This window comes from Micromonospora sp. CNZ280 (assembly GCF_011759515.1).
On the sequence record NZ_JAAOYP010000001.1, the window covers coordinates 2,168,932 to 2,189,195 of the forward strand.

Genomic DNA, 20,264 nt, shown 5'->3' on the forward strand with positions numbered 1-20,264 from the left:
CGGTCCGGCGCACCCAATGGACAACAGCGGCCAGCACGGCCGACAGCGGTTAGTAAGGAGCGTTCGACATGCCCATCGCTTCCCCCGAGGCTTACGCGGAGATGCTGGACCGCGCCAAGGCCGGCCGGTACGCGTACCCCGCGATCAACGTGACGTCCTCGCAGACGCTGAACGCCGCGTTGAAGGGCTTCGCCGACGCGGAGAGTGACGGCATCATCCAGGTCTCCACCGGTGGCGCCGAGTACCTCTCCGGACCGTCGGTGAAGGACATGGTCACCGGCGCCGCCGCGTTCGCCGCGTACGCGCACGAGGTCGCCAAGAACTACCCGGTGAACATCGCGCTGCACACCGACCACTGCCCCAAGGAGAAGCTGGACAAGTTCGTCCGGCCGCTGATGAAGATCTCCCAGGAGCGGGTGCAGCGGGGCGAGGAGCCGCTGTTCCAGTCGCACATGTGGGACGGCTCGGCCGTGCCGGTGGCGGAGAACCTGGAGATCGCCGAGCAGTTGCTCACCGAGGCCGCCAAGGGCAAGATCGTCCTGGAGATCGAGGTCGGCGTGGTCGGCGGCGAGGAGGACGGCGTCGAGAACGCCATCAACGAGAAGCTCTACACCACCGTCGACGACGGCCTGGCCATGGTCGACGCGCTCGGCCTCGGCGAGAAGGGCCGCTACATGGCGGCGCTGACCTTCGGCAACGTGCACGGCGTCTACAAGCCGGGCAACGTCAAGCTCCGCCCGCAGGTGCTGCACGACATTCAGGTGGCGGTCGGCGCCAAGTATGGCAAGGACAAGCCGCTAAGCCTGGTCTTCCACGGCGGCTCCGGCTCGCTGCTCTCGGAGATCCGCGAGGCGCTGGACTACGGCGTGGTGAAGATGAACATCGACACCGACACCCAGTACTGCTTCACCCGGCCGGTCGCGGACCACATGTTCCGCAACTACGACGGCGTGCTCAAGGTCGACGGCGAGGTCGGCAACAAGAAGATGTACGACCCGCGGGTCTGGGGCAAGGCCGCCGAGGCCGGCATGGCCGCCCGGGTCGTGGAGGCCTGCGAGGCCCTGCGCTCGACCGGCACCAAGATGAAGTGACCGGCTGAGGCCCGCGACGGCCGGCCCCCGCCCGGGGAGCCGGCCGTCGGCGTTCCCGGCCCGGTCAGGCGCTCGCCGTGAGCACCCGGACGGCCTCGTGCACGTCGTCGGTGAGGTGCACGGTCGCCGACAGGTCGCCGAACGGGGAGGCGGCCAGCAGCGGCCGCAGCAGCGACTCCACCGGCAGCTCCCGGGTCCAGTAGGCACGGTCCAGGAAGACGTACGCCCCGCTCGCCCCGTCGGTGCCGTAGTAGGTCTTCGTGGCCGCCTGGAACACCTCCTGGAGAGTGCCGGCCCGGCCCGGGGCGAAGACGATCCCGCCCCGGGCCAGCCGCAGGATCGTGTCCTCCCGGATCGCGTTCGAGAAGTACTTGGCGATCCGGCCGGCGAACAGGTTCGCCGGCTCGTGCCCGTACAGCCAGGTGGGGATGGCCAGGCCGCCGGTGCGCGCCCAGTCCAGGTCCAGGCCGCGCTGCTGGGGCCCGGCCGGCGGCGCGTACCGGTCGCGGACCTGGAGCGCGACCGCCGTATAGCGGTCGTGGTCGGTGAAGTCGGGGGCCGTGGCGAGCAGGTCGATCGCGGCGGTCAGCTCCTCGGCGGGGCGGGGAGCGAGATAGGCGCCGAGGTTCGCCGCCTCCATCACGCCGGGCCCGCCGCCGGTCACCACCAGCCGGTCGGCCCGGGCCAGCTCCCAGCCCAGCACGGCGGCCATCCGGTACGGCACGCTGCCGCGCGGCACGGCGTGCCCGCCCATCACCCCGACCACCGACTGCGGCCCGTGCTCCGCCAGCCAGGCGCGGGTGGCGTCGGCCAGCGCGTTGTCCACGCCGTGGTCGTGCAGCCGTTGGCCGAGCGCCTCCTTCACCTCCGGCAGCGCCCCGCCGTGCGCGCGGAAGTGCTCGTAGACCCGGGTGTCGTACATCCCGGCGAACCCGGCCTCGGCGAAGCCGGCGGCGAGGTCCTCCGGGGTGTAGAGATGCGACGGCTGCGTCGGGTACGGCAGCCCGGAGAACGGCGGCACCACGTTCGCGCCGCGCCGGACCAGGTCGGCGCCGACCTCCCGGTTGGCGAACCGGCAGCCGACGAAGAGGGTGCCGGTGACCGTGACGGCGGTGAGGTCGGGCACCGGGTCCAGGTCGAGCCGGAGACCCTGCACGGTCAGGCCGGCGAGGCTGCCGGTGGCGAGCCGTTCGTCGAAGGCGGCGCGGGTCTCGATCTCGTCGGTGCAGATGTGCGGCTCGATGACGTCCGCGGGTGGTGGAGTCGGCACCGGATCATCGTGCCCAACGCCGTCCAGCCGGCAAAACCTGGGCCGGACGACAGGAGCCCGGCGGCTGCGGCCACCGGGCTCCTGCGTTACCGGGTCCTGGGGAGGCTCCGGACCAATAGTTGTAGTGGAAAATTCTTGACGGCGGCATAGGCCGCAGGCGTGACCAACTCCTCAGCCGTTCAGCCATCCCGGTTGCCCGACCCCCTCGCGTATCGGTGTGCGAAGCGGGTTGAATGGGACGATGCAGAACCTGTTGCCGGAGCCACCGGCCACCCTCCTCCCCGCGCACGACGAGGCCGACGCCGCCCTGTCCGCAGCCGAGCAGGCCGGCAGCGACCAGGCGTACGCCGAGGTGGCGGCGCGATTCCCGAGCTACAGCGCAGGCTGGGGCGCGCTGGCGGCCCGCGCCTTCGCCGAGGGCCAGGTGATCCCGGCGTACGCGTACGCGCGCACCGGCTACCACCGGGGCCTGGACCAGCTGCGCCGCAGCGGCTGGAAGGGGCACGGCCCGGTGCCGTGGTCGCACGAGCCGAACCGGGGCTTCCTGCGCTGCCTCTACGTGCTGTCCCGGGCGGCCGACGCGATCGGCGAGGCGGACGAGGCGGCCCGCTGCGCCCAGTTCCTGCGGGACTGCGACCCGGCCGCCGCGGACGCGCTGGCCAGCAACTGACCCGGTGCGACGGCCGGCCCTGGATTCCGGGCCGGCCGGCCGCTGGCGTCGGGCGGTGCCTACAGCCCCTCGGCGACCGCTGCGGCGATCTTGAGCCACGCGTCCCGGGTAGCCGCGGAGAGCGCGCCGTACCGGATCGGCTCGCCGGTGTCGATGAGCCGCTCGTACGGGGCGAGCAGCACCGCCCGGGTGCGAGCGGCGAAGTGCTCCTGGATCGCCGGCAGGTCGATCTCCTTGCGGGACGGGGGCATCGAGACCACGCTGACCGCCTGCCGGACCAGCCGCTGCCGTCCGCTCTGCTCCAGGTGGTCGAGCATCCGGGCGGCCGTCTCGGCAGAGTCGTTGCGGGCCGACATGGTGACCACCAGTTGGTCGGTGGCGTCCATCGCGGCCTGCCAGTTCTGCGCCCGGACGTTGTTCCCGGTGTCCACGAAGATCAGCTTGTAGAAGCGGCTGACCACCTCGCGGATCTCGGCGAACGCGGCGGCGGTGAGCATCTCGCCGCCGGTGGCCGACTCGTCCGAGGCGAGGACGTCGAACATCCCCTCGCCCTGCGACCGGACGTACTGCGACAGGTCGCCGATCCGCCCGTGCGCCCCCTGGAACTGGCCCAGGTCACGCAGCAGGTCCCGGACCGTACGGGCGTGGAAGTCCTGCTGGGCGCGCATGCCCAGGGTGCCCTGGGTCTCGTTGTTGTCCCAGGCCAGCACGTAGCCGCCGCGCTTCTGGCCGAACGTCATGGCCAGCAGCAGGATGGCCACCGTCTTGCCGGCGCCGCCCTTCGGGTTCACCACGGTCACCTGGCGCAGCCCGCCGAAGTTGCGCCGGACCATCTCGATGTCCCGCTTCAGGCCCAGCTCGTGTCGCCCTGGCGGCAGGCGCAACCCGACCTTGTTGAACACCGCCCGTACGCCCATGGTGGCCACCGGGTCGGCCGGGCGTACCTGCCGGCGCCGGGCGAAGTCCTCGGCGGTCGGCGGCGCGGTCGCCGCCGGACCCCAGCCCGGGTCCGGTTGCGCCGGCGACACCCGGATCACCCCGTACGCCGGCCGGTACGGCTGCTGCGGGGCGGGGCCGGCCTGCGGTGGGCTCTGCTGCCAGCCCGGCGGATACCAGCCCGGCTGCGGCGGGAACGGCCCCGGCGGCGGCGCGTCCTGCCGTGGGCCGGCCGGCGCGTCCGCCGGTAGGGCGGGCGGCGCGTCCTGCATGGGGTCGGCCGGCTCCGGGGTGGCTGGGTGCGGCAGCGCCGGCGGCTGCTCCCCGCCCACGGCCCCGCCCGGCGGGTACGCAACGCCACCGGTCTGCTGTGGCACGGTCCCGCCGTGCTGGCCGGTCGTTCCAACCGCTGAAGTCGGGGTGCTGGCCTGCTGCGGGGTCGCTTCGCCGGGCTGGCTGGCTGTTCCGCCCTCCCGACTGGGGGCGGTGGTCTGCTGCGGGACGGCGTGGCCGTGCCGGGTCGCCGTGCTGGCGCCGTGCACCGGGGCGGGTGCCGCGGCCGGCGACCCGAGGCCCGGCGACGTTTCGTGGCGCGAGCCGGCGACGCCGCCAGCCGGGCCGGGCGGGCCCGGGACCGGCCCCGGTGGAGGGCTCGCCGGCCCGCCCGCGCCGTTGGCCGGCTCGGCCGCCGTGCCGGACCGCTGCGGCGGCTGCGCCCAGGGCGACTCGGCGCCCCGAGCGGCGCCGGCGGCCGTGCCCGCGCCGGGGTTCGGGCCGGTGACGACCGAGCTCGGGCTGGTGACCGCGGGCGGGCCTGACACGGGGGCCGGGTCGCCGGCCGGGGGTGGGCCTGAGGTGAGGGCTGGGCCGGAGGTGGGGGTGGGGTCGTCGGCCGGGTTGGGGCTGACCGGCTGCCGGTCGGCGGAGGGGGCGCCCGGCTCGGCCGGGTCTGGTGTCGCGGGCGGCGGCTCGTCGCCGTGCGCACGGCGAAGTACCGCAGGTCGACCAGCGGGGTCGGGCTGGGCCGGTGCCGGTCCGGCCATCGCATCCTGGTCGAGGGTGAAGGGCAGGTTGAGATCGACCCTGGCCGGCTGGCCGGGCCGGGGTGTCGGAACCGGTCCGGCGGTTACTGCCTCGCCCCGGTCCGTAGCGGGGTCGGCCGGGGCGACGTTCGACCCGTCGGTCGTGCCGCGCGAGGTGCGGTCGCTAGCGGTGGCCGCTCCGGCGCCGTCCCGTCCGGGCGCTGCCGCCGGTCCGGTCGGAGTCGGCGGCATGGGCACCGGGGTCGGGGCAGCGGTCGGCGGGGTCGGGGCAGTTGTCGCAGGTGGGGTGTCCACCGGCGGAGGTGCCCAGTCCTGGCCGGCGGCGGAGGTGCCGGGCGGACCGGCGGTCCAACCCTCGGGCGGCGAGACTCCGCCGGTCAGCGAGGGGTAGTCGGCGGGCGAGGGCGGGGCGGCGCTGGACGAGGTCGCTGACCGGGCGGCCCAGGGTGGGGTGCCGGCATCCGTGGTGCCCTCGAGCTGTTCGGGCGGCCAGAGTGGTTCGATGTCCCGCTCCGGTACCGGCTGCTGGCCGGGCATGTGGACCCGGTCGGCGTTGTCGTCCACCACGGTTCCTCCCCATTCCTCCTGCCGAGGATAGGCCCACCGGCCGTGCCCGACCGGCGAGCGCGGAGGCGCCCGGGGTCAGACCGCCCAGACCGCCCAGGCGCCCGGCTCGGTCCACCAGGACCGCTTCCGGCTCAGCTCGCCCGCCACCCCGTCGTCGAGGTAGGGCAGCTTCTCGTCCCGGGGGAGCACCGAGGCGGCCCGGCCGCGGGCCCGGCGCACCTCCAGCCGCACCCGCTTCCGGCCCAGCGCGGAGCGCGTGACGACCGGCACGGCGACCGCCACCTCGACCTTGCCGTCGGTCGGGTCCGGCGTGCCGAGCAACGCCACGTCGGTCAGCCGGGCGTACCCGCCGGCGTTGCCGATCGCGCAGGCCAGCAGCGGCTCGTCGCCGTTGCTGAGCACCGTGTCGTCCACCTCGACCCGGCCCCGCCAGTGCAGCGGCCGGCCCTGGTCGTCGGCCGCGCCGAGCAGCGCGCCGTCCAGCGTCACCGAACCGCCGTCGTTGCGCAGCAGGTCGAGCCGCCGGGCCGTGCCGTCCAGCACCGCGGCGGCCACCGCCACCGGGTCGCGCGGCAGGTTGAGCTGCGCCGCCAGGTCGCGGTGCGCCGTGCTCCGGGCCGGATCGAGCGGGAGTACGCCCACCGGCGGCAGGTCCGGCACCGTACGGTTGCTGGCCAGGTCGTCGGGGCGGCGGCTGGGCGGTGGGGCGTACCGCCGGACCAGCCGGCGCAGGACGGCGCGCAACTGTGCGTCACTGGCCGTGGCGACCACCAGCCGGGTCTTGGAGTCGGGATCCGGCCAGGTGAGGCCGTCGGGGCGGGGCGGGCCGTCGAGCCGGGCCAGCACCTCGTCGATCTCCTTGTCGGAGCGGGCGGTCACTGTGTCGACCCGAGCGCCGCGCGCGGTGAGCGCGTCCGCGCAGGCCAGCACCGGCACCCGGGGCGTTTCGCAGCGCTCGCCACCGGCCTGCTCGGGGGAGCCGTCCGCGTCGCCGTCGTGAGCTGGGGAGCCACCGGTCGCGCCGCCGCAGCAGGCATCGCCACTGCCGCAGCCCCCGGAAGCGTCCCGCTCCGATCCGAGGGTGAGCAGCACCACGTCGTACACCGCTACGGCCTCCCGCCTCTCGCCGCGACCCGTGCCGGTCGCGCCGTCACTACTTGTTAACCTGACACCCCGGGCTCGCCAACCGGTCGCCACCTGGCACCCGAGCCTTCTGGAGGCGAAGAAGATGCCAGCGATCGTGCTCATCGGCGCTCAGTGGGGCGACGAGGGCAAGGGCAAGGTTACCGACCTGCTCGGCGAGCGGGTCGACTACGTGGTGCGCTACTCCGGCGGCAACAACGCCGGGCACACGGTGATCACGCCGGACGGGCAGAAGTACGCGCTGCACCTGATGCCCTCCGGGGCGCTGTCGCCGAACGCGAAGATCGTCATCGGCAACGGCGTGGTGGTCGACCCGAAGGTGCTGCTCACCGAGATCGACGGGCTCGCCGAGCGGGGCGTGGACGTCTCCCGGCTGCGGATCTCCGGCGACGCGCACCTGATCATGCCGCACCACCGGGCGCTGGACCGGGTGGTCGAGCGCTACCTCGGCTCGGCCCGGATCGGCACCACCGGTCGCGGCATCGGCCCCGCGTACGGCGACAAGGTCGCCCGGATGGGCATCCGGGTGCAGGACCTGCTCGACCCGGGGATCCTGCGCAAGAAGCTGGAACTCGCGCTGCGCGAGAAGAACCAGATCCTGTTCAAGGTCTACAACCGCAAGGCGATCGACGTCGACGCCACGGTCGAGGAGTACCTCCAGTACGCCGAGCGGCTCACCCCGTACATCGCGGAGACCCGGGGGATGCTCTGGGACGCGCTGGACCGCGGCGAGACGGTGCTGCTGGAGGGTGCCCAGGCCACCATGCTCGACATGGACCACGGCACGTACCCCTTCGTCACCTCGTCGAACCCGACGGCCGGCGGCGCGTGCGTGGGCGCGGGCATCCCGCCGACCGCGATCAACCGGGTGATCGCGGTGAGCAAGGCGTACACCACCCGGGTCGGCTCCGGCCCGTTCCCGACCGAGCTCTTCGACGACAACGCCCAGCACCTGCGCAAGATCGGCCACGAGTACGGCACCACCACCGGCCGGGAGCGCCGCTGCGGCTGGTTCGACGCCGTCGTCGCCCGCTACGCCTGCCGGCTGAACGGTGTCACGGATCTGGTCATCACCAAGCTGGACGTGCTCACCGGGCTGCCCAAGGTGCCGATCTGCGTCGGCTACGAGATCAACGGCAAGCGGGTCGACGACATGCCGATGACGCAGACCGACTTCCACCACGCGGTGCCGGTGTACGAAGAGCTCGACGGCTGGTGGGAGGACATCACCAAGGCCCGCACCGAGGACGAGCTCCCGGAGAACGCCCGCCGCTACATCGCCCGCATCGAGGAACTCTGCAACACCCGGGTCAGCGTCGTCGGCGTAGGCCCCGGCCGCGAAGAAAACGTCCTCCGCCACCCCCTCCTCCCCTAACCCCCACCCTCCCGGCCCTCCGAGGGTGAGACCCCGTTGATCAAGGGGTTTGCGTCAGGATCGGGGCGCGAACTTGACACAAACCTCTTGATCAACAGGGGAAGGCCTTGGGTTGTCCACAGGAGGGTGAGGGGTTGTCCACAGGGGCTGCGGGTGGGGTGGGTGGGGCGTCAGGGTCCGGGGGTGGACCTTGAACGCCTGCGCCGTCGTGGCCGCCCAGGATGGCATCGTCACCACCGATCAGGGCGCTGCGGCTTGGCCTGAGCCGCGATGAGATCCGCCAGCGATGGCGCTCCGGTCGTTGGCTGCGGTTGGCGCGCGGCTGTTATCTGCCCGACCCGGACGGCTCCGCGGTCGACCGGCGACGGGCCCGGATCCGGGCCGCGGTCCTCAGTCTCGGGCCGGGCGCCTTCGCCGCCCTCGACACAGCCGTCGAACTTCATGGTGTCGCCGGCCTGCGCCCACAGGCAGCGATTCACGTCTCGGTTCCCGTCGATCAGCCCCGGTCGCAACGGCGGGCCGATCCGGGCATCGTCGTGCACCAGCTCACGGTCCACGGCGGTGAGTTGGGTGCCGTCGGCGGAATCCCGGCCACCGCTCCCGTGCGAACCCTGGCCGACGTGCTCCTCCGGGTCGACCGCTATCCGGCCGTCTGTCTGTTGGATTCGGCGCTGAATCGGAGCCTGGTCACCCCTGACGACCTGCTGTCGATTCCCGCGCTGATTCGCGGACGGCGAGGGGCCGTCGCGGCTCGGGACTATCTGACGGAGGCCGACGGCCGGGCGCAGTCCCCTCTCGAAACCCGGGCAAGGCTGCGCTGCGTCGACGGCAAGGTGCCGCCGGACGCACTCCAACTGGAGGTGCGCGACCGTGACGGTTACCTGCTCGGCATCGGTGACCTGGGCTGGCGGGGCTCCCGGGTGATAGCCGAAGCCGACGGCCGGGGACCGCACAGCACCCCCGAGGCGGCGTACGCCGACCGCCGCCGCCAGAACCGCCTGGTCAACGCCGGCTGGACCATCCTCCGCTTCACCTGGCGCGACACCCTGGACCCCCACTACATCCCCTGGACCGTCCGCCGAGCCCTAACCGCCCACCCCGACCCCCATTCCGCGCGGTGATCAAGAGGTTTGCGTCATCCTGCGTGCCGATCCTGACGTAAACCTCTTGATCAACGAGGGCGACGAGGGGCGTGGGTAGGATGCGGGGTCGTGCGGGTACTTCTTGTGGGTGGTGGGGGGCGGGAGCACGCGCTCGCGCTCGGTCTGGCGGCCGATCCGGCGGTGGACAAGCTCTTCGCGGCGCCGGGCAATCCGGGCATCGGGCAGCTGGCCGAGCTGCGGCAGGTCACCCCGACCGACCCGGCGGCCGTCGCCGCGCTGGCCGTGGAGACCGGCGCCGACCTGGTGGTGATCGGTCCCGAGGCGCCGCTGGTCGCCGGGGTCGCCGACGCGGTCCGGGCGAAGGGGATCGCCGCGTTCGGCCCGTCCGCCGTCGCGGCCCGGCTGGAGGGTTCGAAGGCGTTCGCCAAGGACGTGATGACCGCCGCCGGCGTATCGACCGCGCGCGCGTACACCTGCGCCGACGAGACGTCCACCGCCGCCGCGCTGGACGAGTTCGGCGCGCCGTACGTGGTGAAGAACGACGGGCTCGCCGCCGGCAAGGGCGTCGTGGTCACCGACGACCGGGCCGCCGCACTCCGGCACGCCGCCGAGTGCGGCCAGGTCGTCGTCGAGGAGTACCTGGCCGGGCCCGAGGTGTCGCTGTTCGTGGTCACCGACGGCGAGGCCGCGCTGCCGCTGCTGCCGGCGCAGGACTTCAAGCGGGTCGGCGACGGCGACACCGGCCCGAACACCGGCGGCATGGGGGCGTACGCCCCGCTGCCCTGGGCGCCGCCCGGCCTGGTGGACGAGGTGATGCGCGACGTCGTGCACCCCACCCTGGCCGAGTTGCGCCGGCGCGGCACCCCGTTCGCCGGCCTGCTCTACGTCGGGCTGGCGATCACCGCCGACGGCCCGCGGGTGATCGAGTTCAACGCGCGCTTCGGCGACCCGGAGACCCAGGTGGTGCTGGCGCTGCTGGAGACGCCGCTGGGTGGGCTGCTGCACGCCGCCGCCACCGGTACGCTCGCCGACCACCCGCCGCTGCGCTGGCGGGACGGCGCCGCCGTGACGGTGGTGGTGGCCGCCGACGGCTACCCGGCCGCGCCCCGCACCGGTGACGTGATCAGCGGCGCCGAGGGCGCGGGCTTGATCCACGCCGGCACCCGCCGGGCCCCCGACGGCACGCTCTGCTCGGCGGGCGGCCGGGTGCTCTGCGCCACCGCCACCGGCGCCGACCTCACCGCCGCCCGGGACGCCGCGTACGCGCTGGTGTCCGGGGTCGGGCTGGCCGGCTCGCACTACCGGACGGACATCGCGGCCGCCGCCGTCGCGGGCCGGATCACGATTCCCGGCTGACCCTGGCAACCCTCACCGCTGCCGCCTCCGTTTGACCGGTGAGGCGAGGGGGTGGCGGGATTGCCGGCCGACATCGAGGGCTACCGCGAGTACGTAGCGGCGCGGCTTGAGCCGCTGCGCCGCACCGCGTACCTGCTCTGCGGTGACTGGCACACTGCCGACGACCTGGTGTCGACGGCGCTGGTCAAGCTGCTCCGGCACTGGCGCCGAGTATCCACGATGGACAATCCGGACGCGTACCTCCGGCGGACGCTGCTGCGGGCCTGGCTGGACGAGCGCCGCCGGCCGTGGCGGCGCGAGGCCGCCTGGGGCGAGGTCCCGGACGGCCCGGCGCGCTCCGCGACCGACGGCGCCGCGGACCGGCTGACCATCCTCGCCCTGCTCGCCGAGCTGCCGCCGCGCCGCCGCGCGGTCCTGGTGCTGCGCTACTTCTGCGACCTGTCGGTCGAGGAGACCGCCCGGGAACTCGGCTGCACCACCGGCACCGTGAAGAGCCAGTCGGCACGGGCGATCGAGACGCTGCGAGGCCGTCTCGTCGAGGTGCCGGCGCGAGTCGAGGGGACACGTACCGATGGATGACCTGTCGCAGCACCTGCGCGCGGCGGTGGCCACTCCGCCGCCGACCCGGATCGACCTGGACGCGCTGATCGCCACCGACCGGCGGCGCCGCCGGCACCGGACGTGGACGATGGCGGGCACCGGCGCCGCCCTCGCGGTCGCCGCGGTCGCGGTCACGCCGGCCCTGCTGGCCGGGCCCGGCCCGGACCCGGCCGGGGTCACGCTGCCCGGCGGCCTGGGTTCCCCGTCTCCCGGCCCGTCGCTCTGCGCGACGCCGACGCCGCCGGCCAGCGGCTCCCCGGCCCCCCTGCAGACGTACGACACGGTGCGCGTCCGCCCGACCGAGCGCCCGGACCGGGCCGCCGCACGGCTCACCGAGGTGCTCCGCCCGGCGCTGGACACCGTCCTGCCGGCCGGCATGACCGTCGACGGCACCCTGCCCGGGTGCGATCTGATCCAGTTCGAGTACGAGCGGAGCAACCGGTTCTACGGGGCGCGGGCCCGGCTGGGCCTGCGCGGCCAGGTGGACAACCTCGCGGTGACGGTGATCCCGACGGGCGTCGACGATCCCCGGGGTTGTGCCGCGGCGCCCGACCCCGCCGTCTGCACGAGCAGCCGGCTCCCGGACGGTGGCTCGCTCGCCGTCAGTACCGCGACCCCCGGGGACGACGGACACGAGCAGCGCTGGGTGCAGGTGCAGCGGGCGGACGGCAGCACGGTGACGGTGCGGACGGACAACGTGCACGTGGTCGTGGAGCGGGCCGACGGCGTCCCTAGGGTGAAGCTCGGCCCACCGCCGGTGCTCACCGCGGAGCAGTTGACCGCGATCGCCACCCTCCCCGGGCTGACACTGCACCCCTGATCGGGCGTGGTGCCGGCGGCGCGAGGGCCCGCCGAGCGGGCGGCCCTCGCCCCGGAACGCGCCGGGGCCGCCGGCCGGACCGGGTGCGCGCCGGGGCCGCCGGCCGGACCGGGTGCGCGCCGGGCCGCCGGCTGGACCGGGTGGGTGGCGGAGACGCCTGCCGCTCAGCCGTAGTAGCGGCGCAGCTCCCGGGTGAGCACCTTGCCGGTGGCGTTGCGCGGCAGGTACTTGACGAAGACGACGTCCCGGGGCACGGAGAACCGGGCCAGGTAGCGCCGGACGTACTCGCGGACCGCCTCGGGGTCGAGGGTCTCGCCGGGGTGCAGGGCGAGGAACGCGGCGAGTCGCTGGCCGTACTCCGGATCCGGCACCCCGATGACGGCGGCCTCGCGGACCTGCGGCAGCCGGGCGAGCAGATCCTCCACCTCGGACGGGAAGACGTTCTCGCCGCCGGAGACGATCATGTCGTCGGCCCGGCCGTCGACGAAGAGCAGCCCGTCGGCGTTGATCCGGCCCAGGTCGCCGGTGTCGAGCAGGCCGTCCCGGCTCTCCCGCCCCGCCCCGGAGGTGTAGCCCTCGAAGAGCATCTCGTTGCCGACGAAGATCCGGCCGACCCGGCCGGTCGGCACCGGCTGGCCCACCTCGTCGAGGATCCGCAGCTTGGTGCCGTGCGGCGGCCGGCCGGCGGTGGTGGGCGCCGCACGCAGGTCGGCCGGGCCGGCGATGGAGGCCCAGGAGACCTCGGTGGAGCCGTAGAGGTTGTAGAGCACGTCGCCGTAGACGTCCATGAACCGGTGGGCGAGATTGCCGGGCAGCGCGGACCCGCTGATCGCGACCACCTTCAGTGACGGTCGCGGATCGGGCGCCGGCACCTCCAGCAGCCGCTGCACCATCACCGGTACGGCGAAGAGCGCGTCGCAGCGGTGCGTGACGAGCGCGGCCAGCGTGGCGGCCGGGTCGAAGCGCCGGTGCAGCACGATGGTGGCGCGGAGCGCGAAGCAGACCTGGAGGGCGGCGAACCCCCAGGTGTGGAAGATCGGCGCGGCGATCATGACCCGGTCCCGGGTGTGCAGCGGGATCCGGTCGATGATGGACACCAGTGGGCCGAAGCCGTTCGGGGTGGGCCGCCGGGCGCCCTTCGGCGTGCCGGTGGTGCCGGAGGTGAGCACGATGATCCGCCCGTCGCGCTCCGGCGGGCGCAGCTCGCCGGGCAGGGCGCCGGCGATCAGTTCCTCGCGGGCCCGCTCGTCGACCCGGTGCAGCTCGGCGGGGAGGCCGAGGCTCCGCTCGGTGAACTCGCCGTCGTGCACGAGCACCCGCAGCGCCTGCTCGTCGGCCACGGTGGCCAGCTGGGCGGCGGAGAGACCGGTGTTCACCAGCACCGCGTCCACGCCGAGCAGGGTCGCCGCGACGATGGTCTCGATCAGGCCGTGGTGGTTGCGGCAGAGCACGCCGATCCGGTCGCCGGTCTGCACGCCGAACCCGGCGCGCAGCGCCCGGGCCAGCCGCTCGGCCCGGTCCAGCAGCTCCTGGTAGGTCAGCTCGGCGCCCCGCTCGTCGATGATCGCGGTGCGGTCCGGGTCCCGGGCGGCCGCCTGGCGCAGTTCGCCGGCGAGGCTCCAGCCCCACCTGCGCAGCGCGCCGAGCTGGGAGGCGACCCGGATCGGGCGGCCGGGGGTGAGCAGTCCGCGGCGGGTCAGCGTGGCGACGATGAACGGCAGGTCCATGCCACGGGCCTCCTTCGGGCGGTGCGCGGAGGGCCCCCGACCTGGGGGCCCTCCGTGAACGGACTTCTCGATCATGCACCGGACGCCGGGCCGGGCCCACCCGGCGGTGATCCGGACCACCTGCCGGCCGCCGGCCGGGCGTCGACCGTCAGCGGATCTGCATCCCGGAGATCGCCCGGGAGATGACCAGGCGCTGGATCTCCGAGGTGCCCTCGAAGATGGTGTAGATCTTCGCGTCCCGGTACCAGCGCTCGACCGGGTGGTCGCGCAGGAACCCGGCGCCGCCGAGCAACTGCACCGCCTTCTCGGTCACCGCGACGGCCACCTCGCCGGCCTTGAGCTTGGACATCGAGCCCTCGCCCGCGGTGAACGGCCGGTTGTTGCGCCCCATCCAGGAGGCACGCCAGACCAGCAGCCGGGCCGCGTCGATCTCCATCTTCATGTCGGCCAGCGCGAACGCGACCGCCTGGTTCTCGATGATCGGCCGTCCGAACTGGACCCGGTCCTTGGCGTAGTCCAGCGCGTACTCGTACGCGGCGCGGGCCACGCCGAGCGCCTGGGCGCCGACGGTCGGCCGGGACAGCTCGAAGGTGCGCATCGCGGCCTGCGCCGAGGCGCGCTTTCCGGAGCGCGCCCGGTCCAGCCGTTCCAGCAGCGCCTCCCGGCCGCCGAGCAGGCAGCGCCCGGGCACCCGTACGTCGTCGAGGAAGACGTCGGCGGTGTGCGACGCGCGCAGCCCGAGCTTGCGCAGCTTGCGGGTCGCGGACAACCCCGCGGTGCCCGGCGGTACGACGAACGCGGCCTGCCCGCGCGAGCCGAGTTCCGGCTCGACCGAGGCGGTGACCACGTGCACCCCGGCGATCCCGCCGTTGGTGGCGTACGCCTTCTGGCCGCGCAGCACCCACTCGTCGGTGGCCTCGTCGTAGACCGCCCGGGTCCGCATCGCGCCGACGTCGGAGCCGGCCTCCGGCTCGCTGGTGCAGAACGCGGCCACGGCCGGCTCGTCGACCGACCCGAAGCACTGCGGCACCCATTCGACCAGCTGGTCGGGCGTGCCGGCACCATAGATGGCGGCGACCGCGAGCGAGGTGCCGAAGATGCTCAGCCCGATGCCGGCGTCACCCCAGAAGAGTTCCTCGCTGGCGATCGGGAGGGAGAGGCCGGTGGGGTCGGCCCAGCAGGTGGCGAGGAACTCGAAGCCGTAGAGGCCGACCTTCGCCGCCTCCTGGATGATCGGCCAGGGCGTCTCCTCCCGGGCGTCCCACTCGGCCGCGGCCGGGCGCACGACCTCGGCGGCGAAGCCGTGCACCCAGTCCCGCAGATCCCGCTGTTCCTCGTTCAGGTCGAGCGAGAACTCGGCCATGTCAGGCCTTGGGGATGTCGAACAGGTTGGCGATGTTGGCGGCCAGGCCCAGGTCGCCCTTGGCCTTCAGCTTGCCGGTCATGAACATCATCACCGGGTTGGCGCCACCGGAGACGATCTTCAGGAACTCGACCGGGCCCATGGTCAGGCTCAGCTTCGGGTCGTGCTGCGGGGTCTCGTTGACGGTGCAGGCGCCGTCGGCGATGACCACCTCGTAGGTGTCGGTGCCGCCGTCGGGGCGCCCGGTGATGTTCCAGTGGATGACCGCGTTGGTGGAACCCGCCCGGTCGGCGCGGAACAGCGACGGCATCCGGCCGAAGACCTCGCCGAGGATCTTGCCGCGCAGGTCGCCGGACATCACCTCGGCGATCTTGTCGTCGGGGGTGGACTTGACCAGCTGGGCGAACTCCTTGGGGCCGACGTTGGCGAAGTTGGCCGGGTCGAAGTCAGTCATGAGGCGCACCTTCCGGGTATTGGCTACTCGTGCGTAACCTTACGGGTGAGTAGGTATGCTCGCAAGGTGTCCGGCACACCCACCTTCAAGCGCCTGCCCCGGGCCGTACGCGAGCAGCAGATGCTCGACGCCGCGGTCAAGGTCTTCTCCCGACGCGGCTACCACGCGTCCAGCATGGACGAGATCGCCGAGGACGCCGGCATCTCCAAGCCGATGGTCTACGCCTACCTGGGCACCAAGGAGGAGCTCTTCGTCGCCTGCCTGCACCGCGAGGGCACCCGGATGATGCAGGCCATCGCCGGGGCGGCGGCCCCCGACCTGCCGGCCGACGAACGGCTCTGGCGCGGGCTGCGGGCGTTCTTCGGCTTCGTCGGGGCGCACCGGGACGGCTGGGCGGTGCTCTACCGGCAGGCCCGGGGCGAGCAGCCATTCGCCGGCGAACTCGCCGCCATGCGGGCCCGGCTGGTCGAGGTGGTCGCCGGCATGCTCGACCACGCGCTGCGCGCCGAGGGGCGCGAGGTGGGCGAGACCGACCTGGAGGTGGTGGCGTACGCCCTGGTGGGGGCGACCGAGTCGCTGGCCGACTGGCTCGCCGACCACCCGGACGCCGACCCGGAGAAGACCGCGACCCGGATGATGAACGTCGCCTGGCTCGGCGCCGGCCAGTTGCTGCGCGGCGCCACCTGGCGGCCTCCGACGCGCTGACCGGTCACCGGAGCAGCCCGGCGTACTCCGGCCCGGCAGCGGCGGCGCGCGCCCGATGCCGGCCCCGCGCCCAGCGGGCCACCTCGACCACCAGGGTCACGGTGAGCGCCAGGCCGAGCCCGAGCAGCAGGCCGCGCAGCGGGTCCTGCTCGAAGGCGAGCCCGCCCAGGTAGCCGACCAGCGCCGAGTAGACGCCCCAGGAGACCGCGGCGAGCGTGTCGAAGGCCAGGAACCGCAGCCGGGGGAAGCCGATCGCGCCCATGGTCAGGGTGACCGCCGTCCGGCCGCCCGGGATGTACCGGGCGACGGTGAGGATCAACCCGCCGCGCCTGCCGATGCCCCGCCGGGCCCGGTCGAGCGCCGCGCGCCGCCGGCCGCCGGCCGGCATCCGGGCCAGCAGCCGCCCGCCGCCACCCCGGCCGATGGCGTACGACACGTGGTCGCCGACCAGCGCGCCGGCCGCCGCGACCGCGATCACGGCCGGCAGGTCCGGCTGGCCGGTCGCGGCGAACACGCCGGCGGTGATGACCGCCGTCTCGCTCGGCACGACCGGGAAGAACCCGTCCACCACCGCGATCGCGAAGAGTGCCAGGTAGACCCAGGGCGAGGACATCGTCTGGTGGAGCAGGTCGAGTACGGAATCCATGGACCCGATGCTGCTGCCGGCGCGACCCGCCGCCATCGGCCGTGGGTCAGCCGGCGTCCACTACTTAAGTAGTGTCCGTCCCCGAGCGGTCTCAGGGCCGCGGGGCCGGACCGCTCGGGGTACGCCGTCGGCACGCGGGCCGGCGGCCGGGAGCGCCTACCCTCGGAGCGTGACCTGCAGCCTCGCCGGGCTCCGGCGGACCGTCGAGCGGTACCGCCTGCTCGGGCTCGCCGTGCTGGTCGGCGGCGGGGTCTGGTACTCGGCGTCCGGGGCGCTCGGCGTCCGTTCGCCGCTGCCAGGGGTGGTGGTCCTGGCCGTCGCCGTGGCCGCCGGCTGGGCCGCCGCGGTGATCCGGGTCCTGGTCGCCGACGACGAGCAGCTGGTCCGCTCCGGAGACGCCGACCTGCCCTGACACCCGGGCGGAGCGGGGCTGTCGGGTGGGTGAGGTCGCCGGTGCGGGCGGGGGGACAGCAGGTCGGCCGGTGGGCGCGGTGGTCAGGGCGGGGCGGCCGGGCGGCGGCGGTGGTGCAGCCGCCGGGCCGCCTCCAGCAGCAGGGTGATGACCACGGAGAGGCCCACCCCGACCAGGACCCCCCGGACCGGGTCGCGCTCGAAGGCCAGCCCGCCGAAGTAGCCGAGCAGCGTGCAGTAAACCGCCCAGGTGAACGCGCCGATGGCGTCGAAGAGCAGGAACGACCGGCGGGAGTAGCGCACCGCGCCCATGGTCAGGGTGACCGCGGTCCGCCCGCCGGGGACGTACCGGGAGGTGGTCAGGATCAGACCGCCGCGCCGCTCGACCGCGCGCCGGGCCCACTCCGAGCCGGGCCGCCGCCGGCCGTTCCGGCGGAGCCGGGCCAGCGGCCGGGCGCCCCGGCCGATGGCGTACGAGACGTGGTCACCGGTGAGCGCGCCGAGGAAGGCCGCCACGATCACCCACGCCAGGTCGGGGTGCCCGCCGGCGGAGAGGACGGCGGCCGTGATCACCGCCGCCTCACCCGGTACCGCCGGGAAGAACGCGTCGACAGCGGTGACCCCGAAGAGCACCAGGTACACCCACGGCGAGGCGACCGTCTCCCGGAGCAGGTCGAGCACGGCTTCCATGCCCCCATGCTGGCCGGGTGCCGGCCGCCCGGGGGCCGAGTCAGCGGATCGTGCCGATCAGATGGGGCCGGCCGGTACGCGCGTCGTGCAGGGCGAACTCCCAGGCCGGGGCGGCGCTGAAGGCGACCGTGCCGGGCAGCGGCACGGGCAGCTTGAACGCCACGTCGACGGTGAACGCGTCCGGCAGCCGACTCTCCAGCGCGGCCAGGCAGCGGGCCTTGCTCCACATCCCGTGCGCGATCGGGCGGGGGAAGCCGAGCAGCCGGGCACCCAGCCGGGAGGTGTGGATCGGGTTGTGGTCGCCGGAGACCCGCGCGTAGTCCGTACCCACCCGCGGCTCGACCCGCCAGTGCGCGGCGGCGGGCGGCGGCGCCGGCCGCTCGCCCCGGTCGCGCCGCTCGCCGCCGCCGGTACCGCGCTCCTTGCCGAGGTACGTCGAGACGCCCCGCCACACCTCCGCCCCGCCGACCGAGGCGACGAGGACCACGTCCAGCTGACGGCCCCGGTCGTGCGGGCGCAGATTCTCGGCGTACGTGGTGAAGTCCAGCGTCTCGTCGGCGTCGATCGGCCGGTGCACGGTGATCCGGTTGGCCACGTGCACCACGCCGGTCAACGGGATCGGGAAGTCGGGCGCGGTCATCAGCCGCAGCGCCAGCGGAAAGCCGAGCACGTGCGGGTACGTCGGCGGCAGCCGGTCGGCCAGCCGGAACCCGCAGACCCGGTCGTAGTCGGCCAGGTGGGTCCGGTCGACGGTGGCCCCGGTGACGGCCAGTTCGACCGCGGGCACGGTGTCGCCGCGCCGGCCGCCCGCTCCCGGCAGCGCGCCGAGCAGGGCGCGCCGGTAGAGCGCGCCGGCCGCGGGCATCGCCGGCAGCTCGGCCCGGGCGGCGGCGGGACGGTCCTCGGTGGTCGCCATCTCAGGCCCCCAGCAGGCTCTGGCCGCAGACCCGGACCACGTTGCCGCTGACCGCGCCGGAGGCCGGCCAGGCCAGCCAGCCGATGGTCTCCGCCACGTCGACCGGCAGGCCGCCCTGGGACATGCTGTTCATCCGTCGGCCCGCCTCGCGCAGCATCAGCGGGATCCGGGCGGTAAGCCGGGTCTCGATGAACCCGGGGGCGACCGCGTTGACGCTGATCTGCCGGTCGCGCAGCGCCGGGGCGAGCGAGTCGACCAGCCCGATCACCCCGGCCTTGCTGGTGGCGTAGTTGGTCTGGCCGCGGTTGCCGGCGATGCCGGCGATCGACGAGACAGAGACGAGCCGGCCGCCGGCCGGGATCAGCTCCCGCTCCAGCAGCACGTCGTTGATCCGTTCCTGGCTGGAGAGGTTGACGTCGATGACCGAGTCCCAGCGGTCGGCGTCCATCCGGCCGAGGGTCTTGTCCCGGGTGATGCCGGCGTTGTGCACCACCACGTCGACCCGGCCGCGCCGGGCGGCCAGGTGGTCGGCTAGCCGGGTCGGGGCGTCCGGGGCGGTCAGGTCGAGCTGCACGGCGCTGCCGCCGATCTCGTTCGCCACCGCGGCCAGCTCGTCCCCGGCGGCCGGGATGTCCAGCGCCACCACCTGGGCGCCGTCCCGGGCCAGCACCCGGGCCAGCGCCGCCCCGATGCCCCGGGCCGCGCCGGTGACCAGCACGACCTGCCCGTCCAACGGGCGGTCCCAGTCGGCCGGCGGCTCGGCCCGCCCGGCGCCGATCCGGACGACCTGCCCCGAGACGTACGCGGACCGGCCGGAGAGCAGGAACCGGAGCGTCGCTTCCAGGCTGGTCAGGGTGCCCGCATCGGTGCCGGCGGTGACGGATACCAGTTGAGCGGTGACGCCCCGGCCGAACTCCTTGCCGATGCTGCGGGTCAGCCCCTCCAGGGCCCGCTGTGCGGTGGCCTCCCGGGGCGTGCCGCATTCGGCGGGCGGGGTGCCGAGCACGATCACCCGGCCGCTGGGCAGCACCGAGCGGGCCCGCGGGTGGAAGAAGTCGTAGAGCTGCCGCAGCCCGGTGGAGTCGGTGATTCCGGTGGCGTCGTACACCAGGGCGCCGAAGCGGGCGGCGGCGTCGGTGTCGGCGGCGGGGTCGCGCACCTCGACCCCGGCGGCGGTGAGGATCTTGCCGATCGGCTCGGCGAGGCGGCCGCCGGTGGCCGCCTCGCCGAGCAGGGCCGGCCCGGGCAGGAGGGGGTCGCCGGGGGTGTACCGGCGCAGTCGCGGCGGGTCGGGCAGCCCGAGGCGCTTGACCAGCGCGCGGCCGGCCCCCGATTGGACGAAGCTCGCGTACCTGTCGGTCATAGGCGTAGCCTACTG

20 protein-coding genes are annotated in these 20,264 nt (G+C 74.3%); 9 read left to right on the forward strand and 11 right to left on the reverse strand.

Annotated features, from left to right (window positions below; translation table 11 throughout):
• Nucleotides 1-68 precede the first annotated feature (68 nt).
• On the forward strand, nucleotides 69-1,091 hold the full coding sequence (gene fbaA / locus FHX32_RS10335) for a class II fructose-bisphosphate aldolase (RefSeq protein WP_167180548.1): 1,023 nt from the start codon (nucleotides 69-71) through the stop codon (nucleotides 1,089-1,091).
• A gap of 64 nt (nucleotides 1,092-1,155) precedes the next feature.
• Here the strand turns inward: fbaA and FHX32_RS10340 are convergent, their stop codons facing one another.
• Nucleotides 1,156-2,361: an SLOG cluster 4 domain-containing protein gene (locus FHX32_RS10340; RefSeq protein WP_167180550.1), complete on the reverse strand. Its 1,206-nt coding sequence runs from the start codon at nucleotides 2,359-2,361 to the stop codon at nucleotides 1,156-1,158.
• Between the two features lie 241 nt (nucleotides 2,362-2,602).
• Between FHX32_RS10340 and FHX32_RS10345 the strand changes: the two genes are divergently transcribed.
• Nucleotides 2,603-3,031 (forward strand): DUF3151 domain-containing protein, encoded by a 429-nt coding sequence (locus tag FHX32_RS10345; protein ID WP_088996853.1) that lies wholly within the window; start codon nucleotides 2,603-2,605, stop codon nucleotides 3,029-3,031.
• A 59-nt stretch (nucleotides 3,032-3,090) separates the two neighbouring features.
• On the opposite strand, the gene FHX32_RS34965 is transcribed toward FHX32_RS10345, so the two are convergent.
• Complete coding sequence (locus FHX32_RS34965) at nucleotides 3,091-4,344, reverse strand: MinD/ParA family ATP-binding protein (protein WP_486480990.1); 1,254 nt, start codon at nucleotides 4,342-4,344, stop codon at nucleotides 3,091-3,093.
• 1,308 nt (nucleotides 4,345-5,652) lie between these two features.
• On the reverse strand, nucleotides 5,653-6,681 hold the full coding sequence (locus FHX32_RS10355; protein WP_167182523.1) for a diacylglycerol kinase catalytic domain-containing protein: 1,029 nt from the start codon (nucleotides 6,679-6,681) through the stop codon (nucleotides 5,653-5,655).
• Between the two features lie 124 nt (nucleotides 6,682-6,805).
• Here FHX32_RS10355 and FHX32_RS10360 point away from each other — a divergent pair, with 124 nt between their 5' ends.
• Entirely contained in the window at nucleotides 6,806-8,095 is a 1,290-nt protein-coding gene (locus FHX32_RS10360) for an adenylosuccinate synthase (RefSeq protein WP_167180552.1), read from the forward strand.
• Nucleotides 8,096-8,325: 230 nt separating this feature from the next.
• Here FHX32_RS10360 and FHX32_RS34970 read toward each other — a convergent pair whose 3' ends face one another.
• Nucleotides 8,326-8,652 (reverse strand): hypothetical protein, encoded by a 327-nt coding sequence (locus tag FHX32_RS34970; protein WP_486480991.1) that lies wholly within the window; start codon nucleotides 8,650-8,652, stop codon nucleotides 8,326-8,328.
• Between the two features lie 63 nt (nucleotides 8,653-8,715).
• Between FHX32_RS34970 and FHX32_RS34975 the strand changes: the two genes are divergently transcribed.
• From FHX32_RS34975 to FHX32_RS10380, 4 genes are all read left to right on the forward strand, one after another.
• Nucleotides 8,716-9,216 carry a hypothetical protein gene (locus FHX32_RS34975; protein WP_486480992.1) on the forward strand — a complete coding sequence of 167 codons (501 nt, stop codon included), beginning with the start codon at nucleotides 8,716-8,718 and terminating at the stop codon, nucleotides 9,214-9,216.
• A gap of 90 nt (nucleotides 9,217-9,306) precedes the next feature.
• Nucleotides 9,307-10,554: a phosphoribosylamine--glycine ligase gene (gene purD, locus FHX32_RS10370; protein ID WP_167180554.1), complete on the forward strand. Its 1,248-nt coding sequence runs from the start codon at nucleotides 9,307-9,309 to the stop codon at nucleotides 10,552-10,554.
• A gap of 60 nt (nucleotides 10,555-10,614) precedes the next feature.
• Nucleotides 10,615-11,133, forward strand: a complete 519-nt coding sequence (locus FHX32_RS10375) for a SigE family RNA polymerase sigma factor (protein ID WP_167182526.1) — start codon at nucleotides 10,615-10,617, stop codon at nucleotides 11,131-11,133.
• Complete coding sequence (locus FHX32_RS10380; protein ID WP_167180556.1) at nucleotides 11,126-11,974, forward strand: hypothetical protein; 849 nt, start codon at nucleotides 11,126-11,128, stop codon at nucleotides 11,972-11,974. Before FHX32_RS10375 ends, FHX32_RS10380 begins: the two co-directional genes overlap by 8 nt.
• 164 nt (nucleotides 11,975-12,138) lie before the next feature.
• Here FHX32_RS10380 and FHX32_RS10385 read toward each other — a convergent pair whose 3' ends face one another.
• From FHX32_RS10385 to FHX32_RS10395, 3 genes are all read right to left on the reverse strand, one after another.
• Nucleotides 12,139-13,701: an AMP-binding protein gene (locus FHX32_RS10385; protein ID WP_167180558.1), complete on the reverse strand. Its 1,563-nt coding sequence runs from the start codon at nucleotides 13,699-13,701 to the stop codon at nucleotides 12,139-12,141.
• 148 nt (nucleotides 13,702-13,849) lie between these two features.
• Nucleotides 13,850-15,064: an acyl-CoA dehydrogenase family protein gene (locus FHX32_RS10390; protein WP_167180560.1), complete on the reverse strand. Its 1,215-nt coding sequence runs from the start codon at nucleotides 15,062-15,064 to the stop codon at nucleotides 13,850-13,852.
• 1 nt (nucleotide 15,065) lies between these two features.
• Complete coding sequence (locus FHX32_RS10395) at nucleotides 15,066-15,518, reverse strand: SCP2 sterol-binding domain-containing protein (RefSeq protein ID WP_167180562.1); 453 nt, start codon at nucleotides 15,516-15,518, stop codon at nucleotides 15,066-15,068.
• Between the two features lie 66 nt (nucleotides 15,519-15,584).
• On the opposite strand from FHX32_RS10395, the gene FHX32_RS10400 reads away from it, so the two are divergent.
• Nucleotides 15,585-16,223, forward strand: coding sequence for a TetR/AcrR family transcriptional regulator (locus FHX32_RS10400; protein WP_167180564.1), 639 nt, complete (start codon nucleotides 15,585-15,587; stop codon nucleotides 16,221-16,223).
• A gap of 4 nt (nucleotides 16,224-16,227) precedes the next feature.
• Here the strand turns inward: FHX32_RS10400 and FHX32_RS10405 are convergent, their stop codons facing one another.
• Nucleotides 16,228-16,869: a VTT domain-containing protein gene (locus FHX32_RS10405; RefSeq protein ID WP_167180566.1), complete on the reverse strand. Its 642-nt coding sequence runs from the start codon at nucleotides 16,867-16,869 to the stop codon at nucleotides 16,228-16,230.
• A gap of 169 nt (nucleotides 16,870-17,038) precedes the next feature.
• Between FHX32_RS10405 and FHX32_RS10410 the strand changes: the two genes are divergently transcribed.
• Entirely contained in the window at nucleotides 17,039-17,281 is a 243-nt protein-coding gene (locus tag FHX32_RS10410) for a hypothetical protein (RefSeq protein ID WP_167180568.1), read from the forward strand.
• 83 nt (nucleotides 17,282-17,364) lie between these two features.
• Here the strand turns inward: FHX32_RS10410 and FHX32_RS10415 are convergent, their stop codons facing one another.
• The 3 genes from FHX32_RS10415 to FHX32_RS10425 are packed head-to-tail and all read right to left on the reverse strand — an operon-like array spanning nucleotide 17,365 to nucleotide 20,249.
• Nucleotides 17,365-17,970 (reverse strand): DedA family protein, encoded by a 606-nt coding sequence (locus FHX32_RS10415; RefSeq protein ID WP_167180569.1) that lies wholly within the window; start codon nucleotides 17,968-17,970, stop codon nucleotides 17,365-17,367.
• A 40-nt stretch (nucleotides 17,971-18,010) separates the two neighbouring features.
• Entirely contained in the window at nucleotides 18,011-18,886 is an 876-nt protein-coding gene (locus FHX32_RS10420) for a MaoC/PaaZ C-terminal domain-containing protein (protein WP_167180570.1), read from the reverse strand.
• 1 nt (nucleotide 18,887) lies between these two features.
• Nucleotides 18,888-20,249 (reverse strand): 3-oxoacyl-ACP reductase, encoded by a 1,362-nt coding sequence (locus FHX32_RS10425; protein WP_167180571.1) that lies wholly within the window; start codon nucleotides 20,247-20,249, stop codon nucleotides 18,888-18,890.
• Between the last annotated feature and the right edge of the window lie 15 nt (nucleotides 20,250-20,264).

What these genes read in the sequence shown, in the direction of transcription:
- FHX32_RS10360 (WP_167180552.1), top strand. Translation starts at nt 6,806, where the DNA reads ATGCCAGCGATCGTGCTCATCGGCGCTCAGTGGGGCGACGAGGGCAAG.
- FHX32_RS10390 (WP_167180560.1), bottom strand. Translation starts at nt 15,064, where the DNA reads ATGGCCGAGTTCTCGCTCGACCTGAACGAGGAACAGCGGGATCTGCGG.
- fbaA (WP_167180548.1), top strand. Translation starts at nt 69, where the DNA reads ATGCCCATCGCTTCCCCCGAGGCTTACGCGGAGATGCTGGACCGCGCC.
- FHX32_RS10395 (WP_167180562.1), bottom strand. Translation starts at nt 15,518, where the DNA reads ATGACTGACTTCGACCCGGCCAACTTCGCCAACGTCGGCCCCAAGGAG.
- FHX32_RS10385 (WP_167180558.1), bottom strand. Translation starts at nt 13,701, where the DNA reads ATGGACCTGCCGTTCATCGTCGCCACGCTGACCCGCCGCGGACTGCTC.
- FHX32_RS10405 (WP_167180566.1), bottom strand. Translation starts at nt 16,869, where the DNA reads ATGGATTCCGTACTCGACCTGCTCCACCAGACGATGTCCTCGCCCTGG.
- FHX32_RS10420 (WP_167180570.1), bottom strand. Translation starts at nt 18,886, where the DNA reads ATGGCGACCACCGAGGACCGTCCCGCCGCCGCCCGGGCCGAGCTGCCG.
- FHX32_RS10380 (WP_167180556.1), top strand. Translation starts at nt 11,126, where the DNA reads ATGGATGACCTGTCGCAGCACCTGCGCGCGGCGGTGGCCACTCCGCCG.
- FHX32_RS10415 (WP_167180569.1), bottom strand. Translation starts at nt 17,970, where the DNA reads ATGGAAGCCGTGCTCGACCTGCTCCGGGAGACGGTCGCCTCGCCGTGG.
- FHX32_RS10425 (WP_167180571.1), bottom strand. Translation starts at nt 20,249, where the DNA reads ATGACCGACAGGTACGCGAGCTTCGTCCAATCGGGGGCCGGCCGCGCG.
- FHX32_RS10345 (WP_088996853.1), top strand. Translation starts at nt 2,603, where the DNA reads ATGCAGAACCTGTTGCCGGAGCCACCGGCCACCCTCCTCCCCGCGCAC.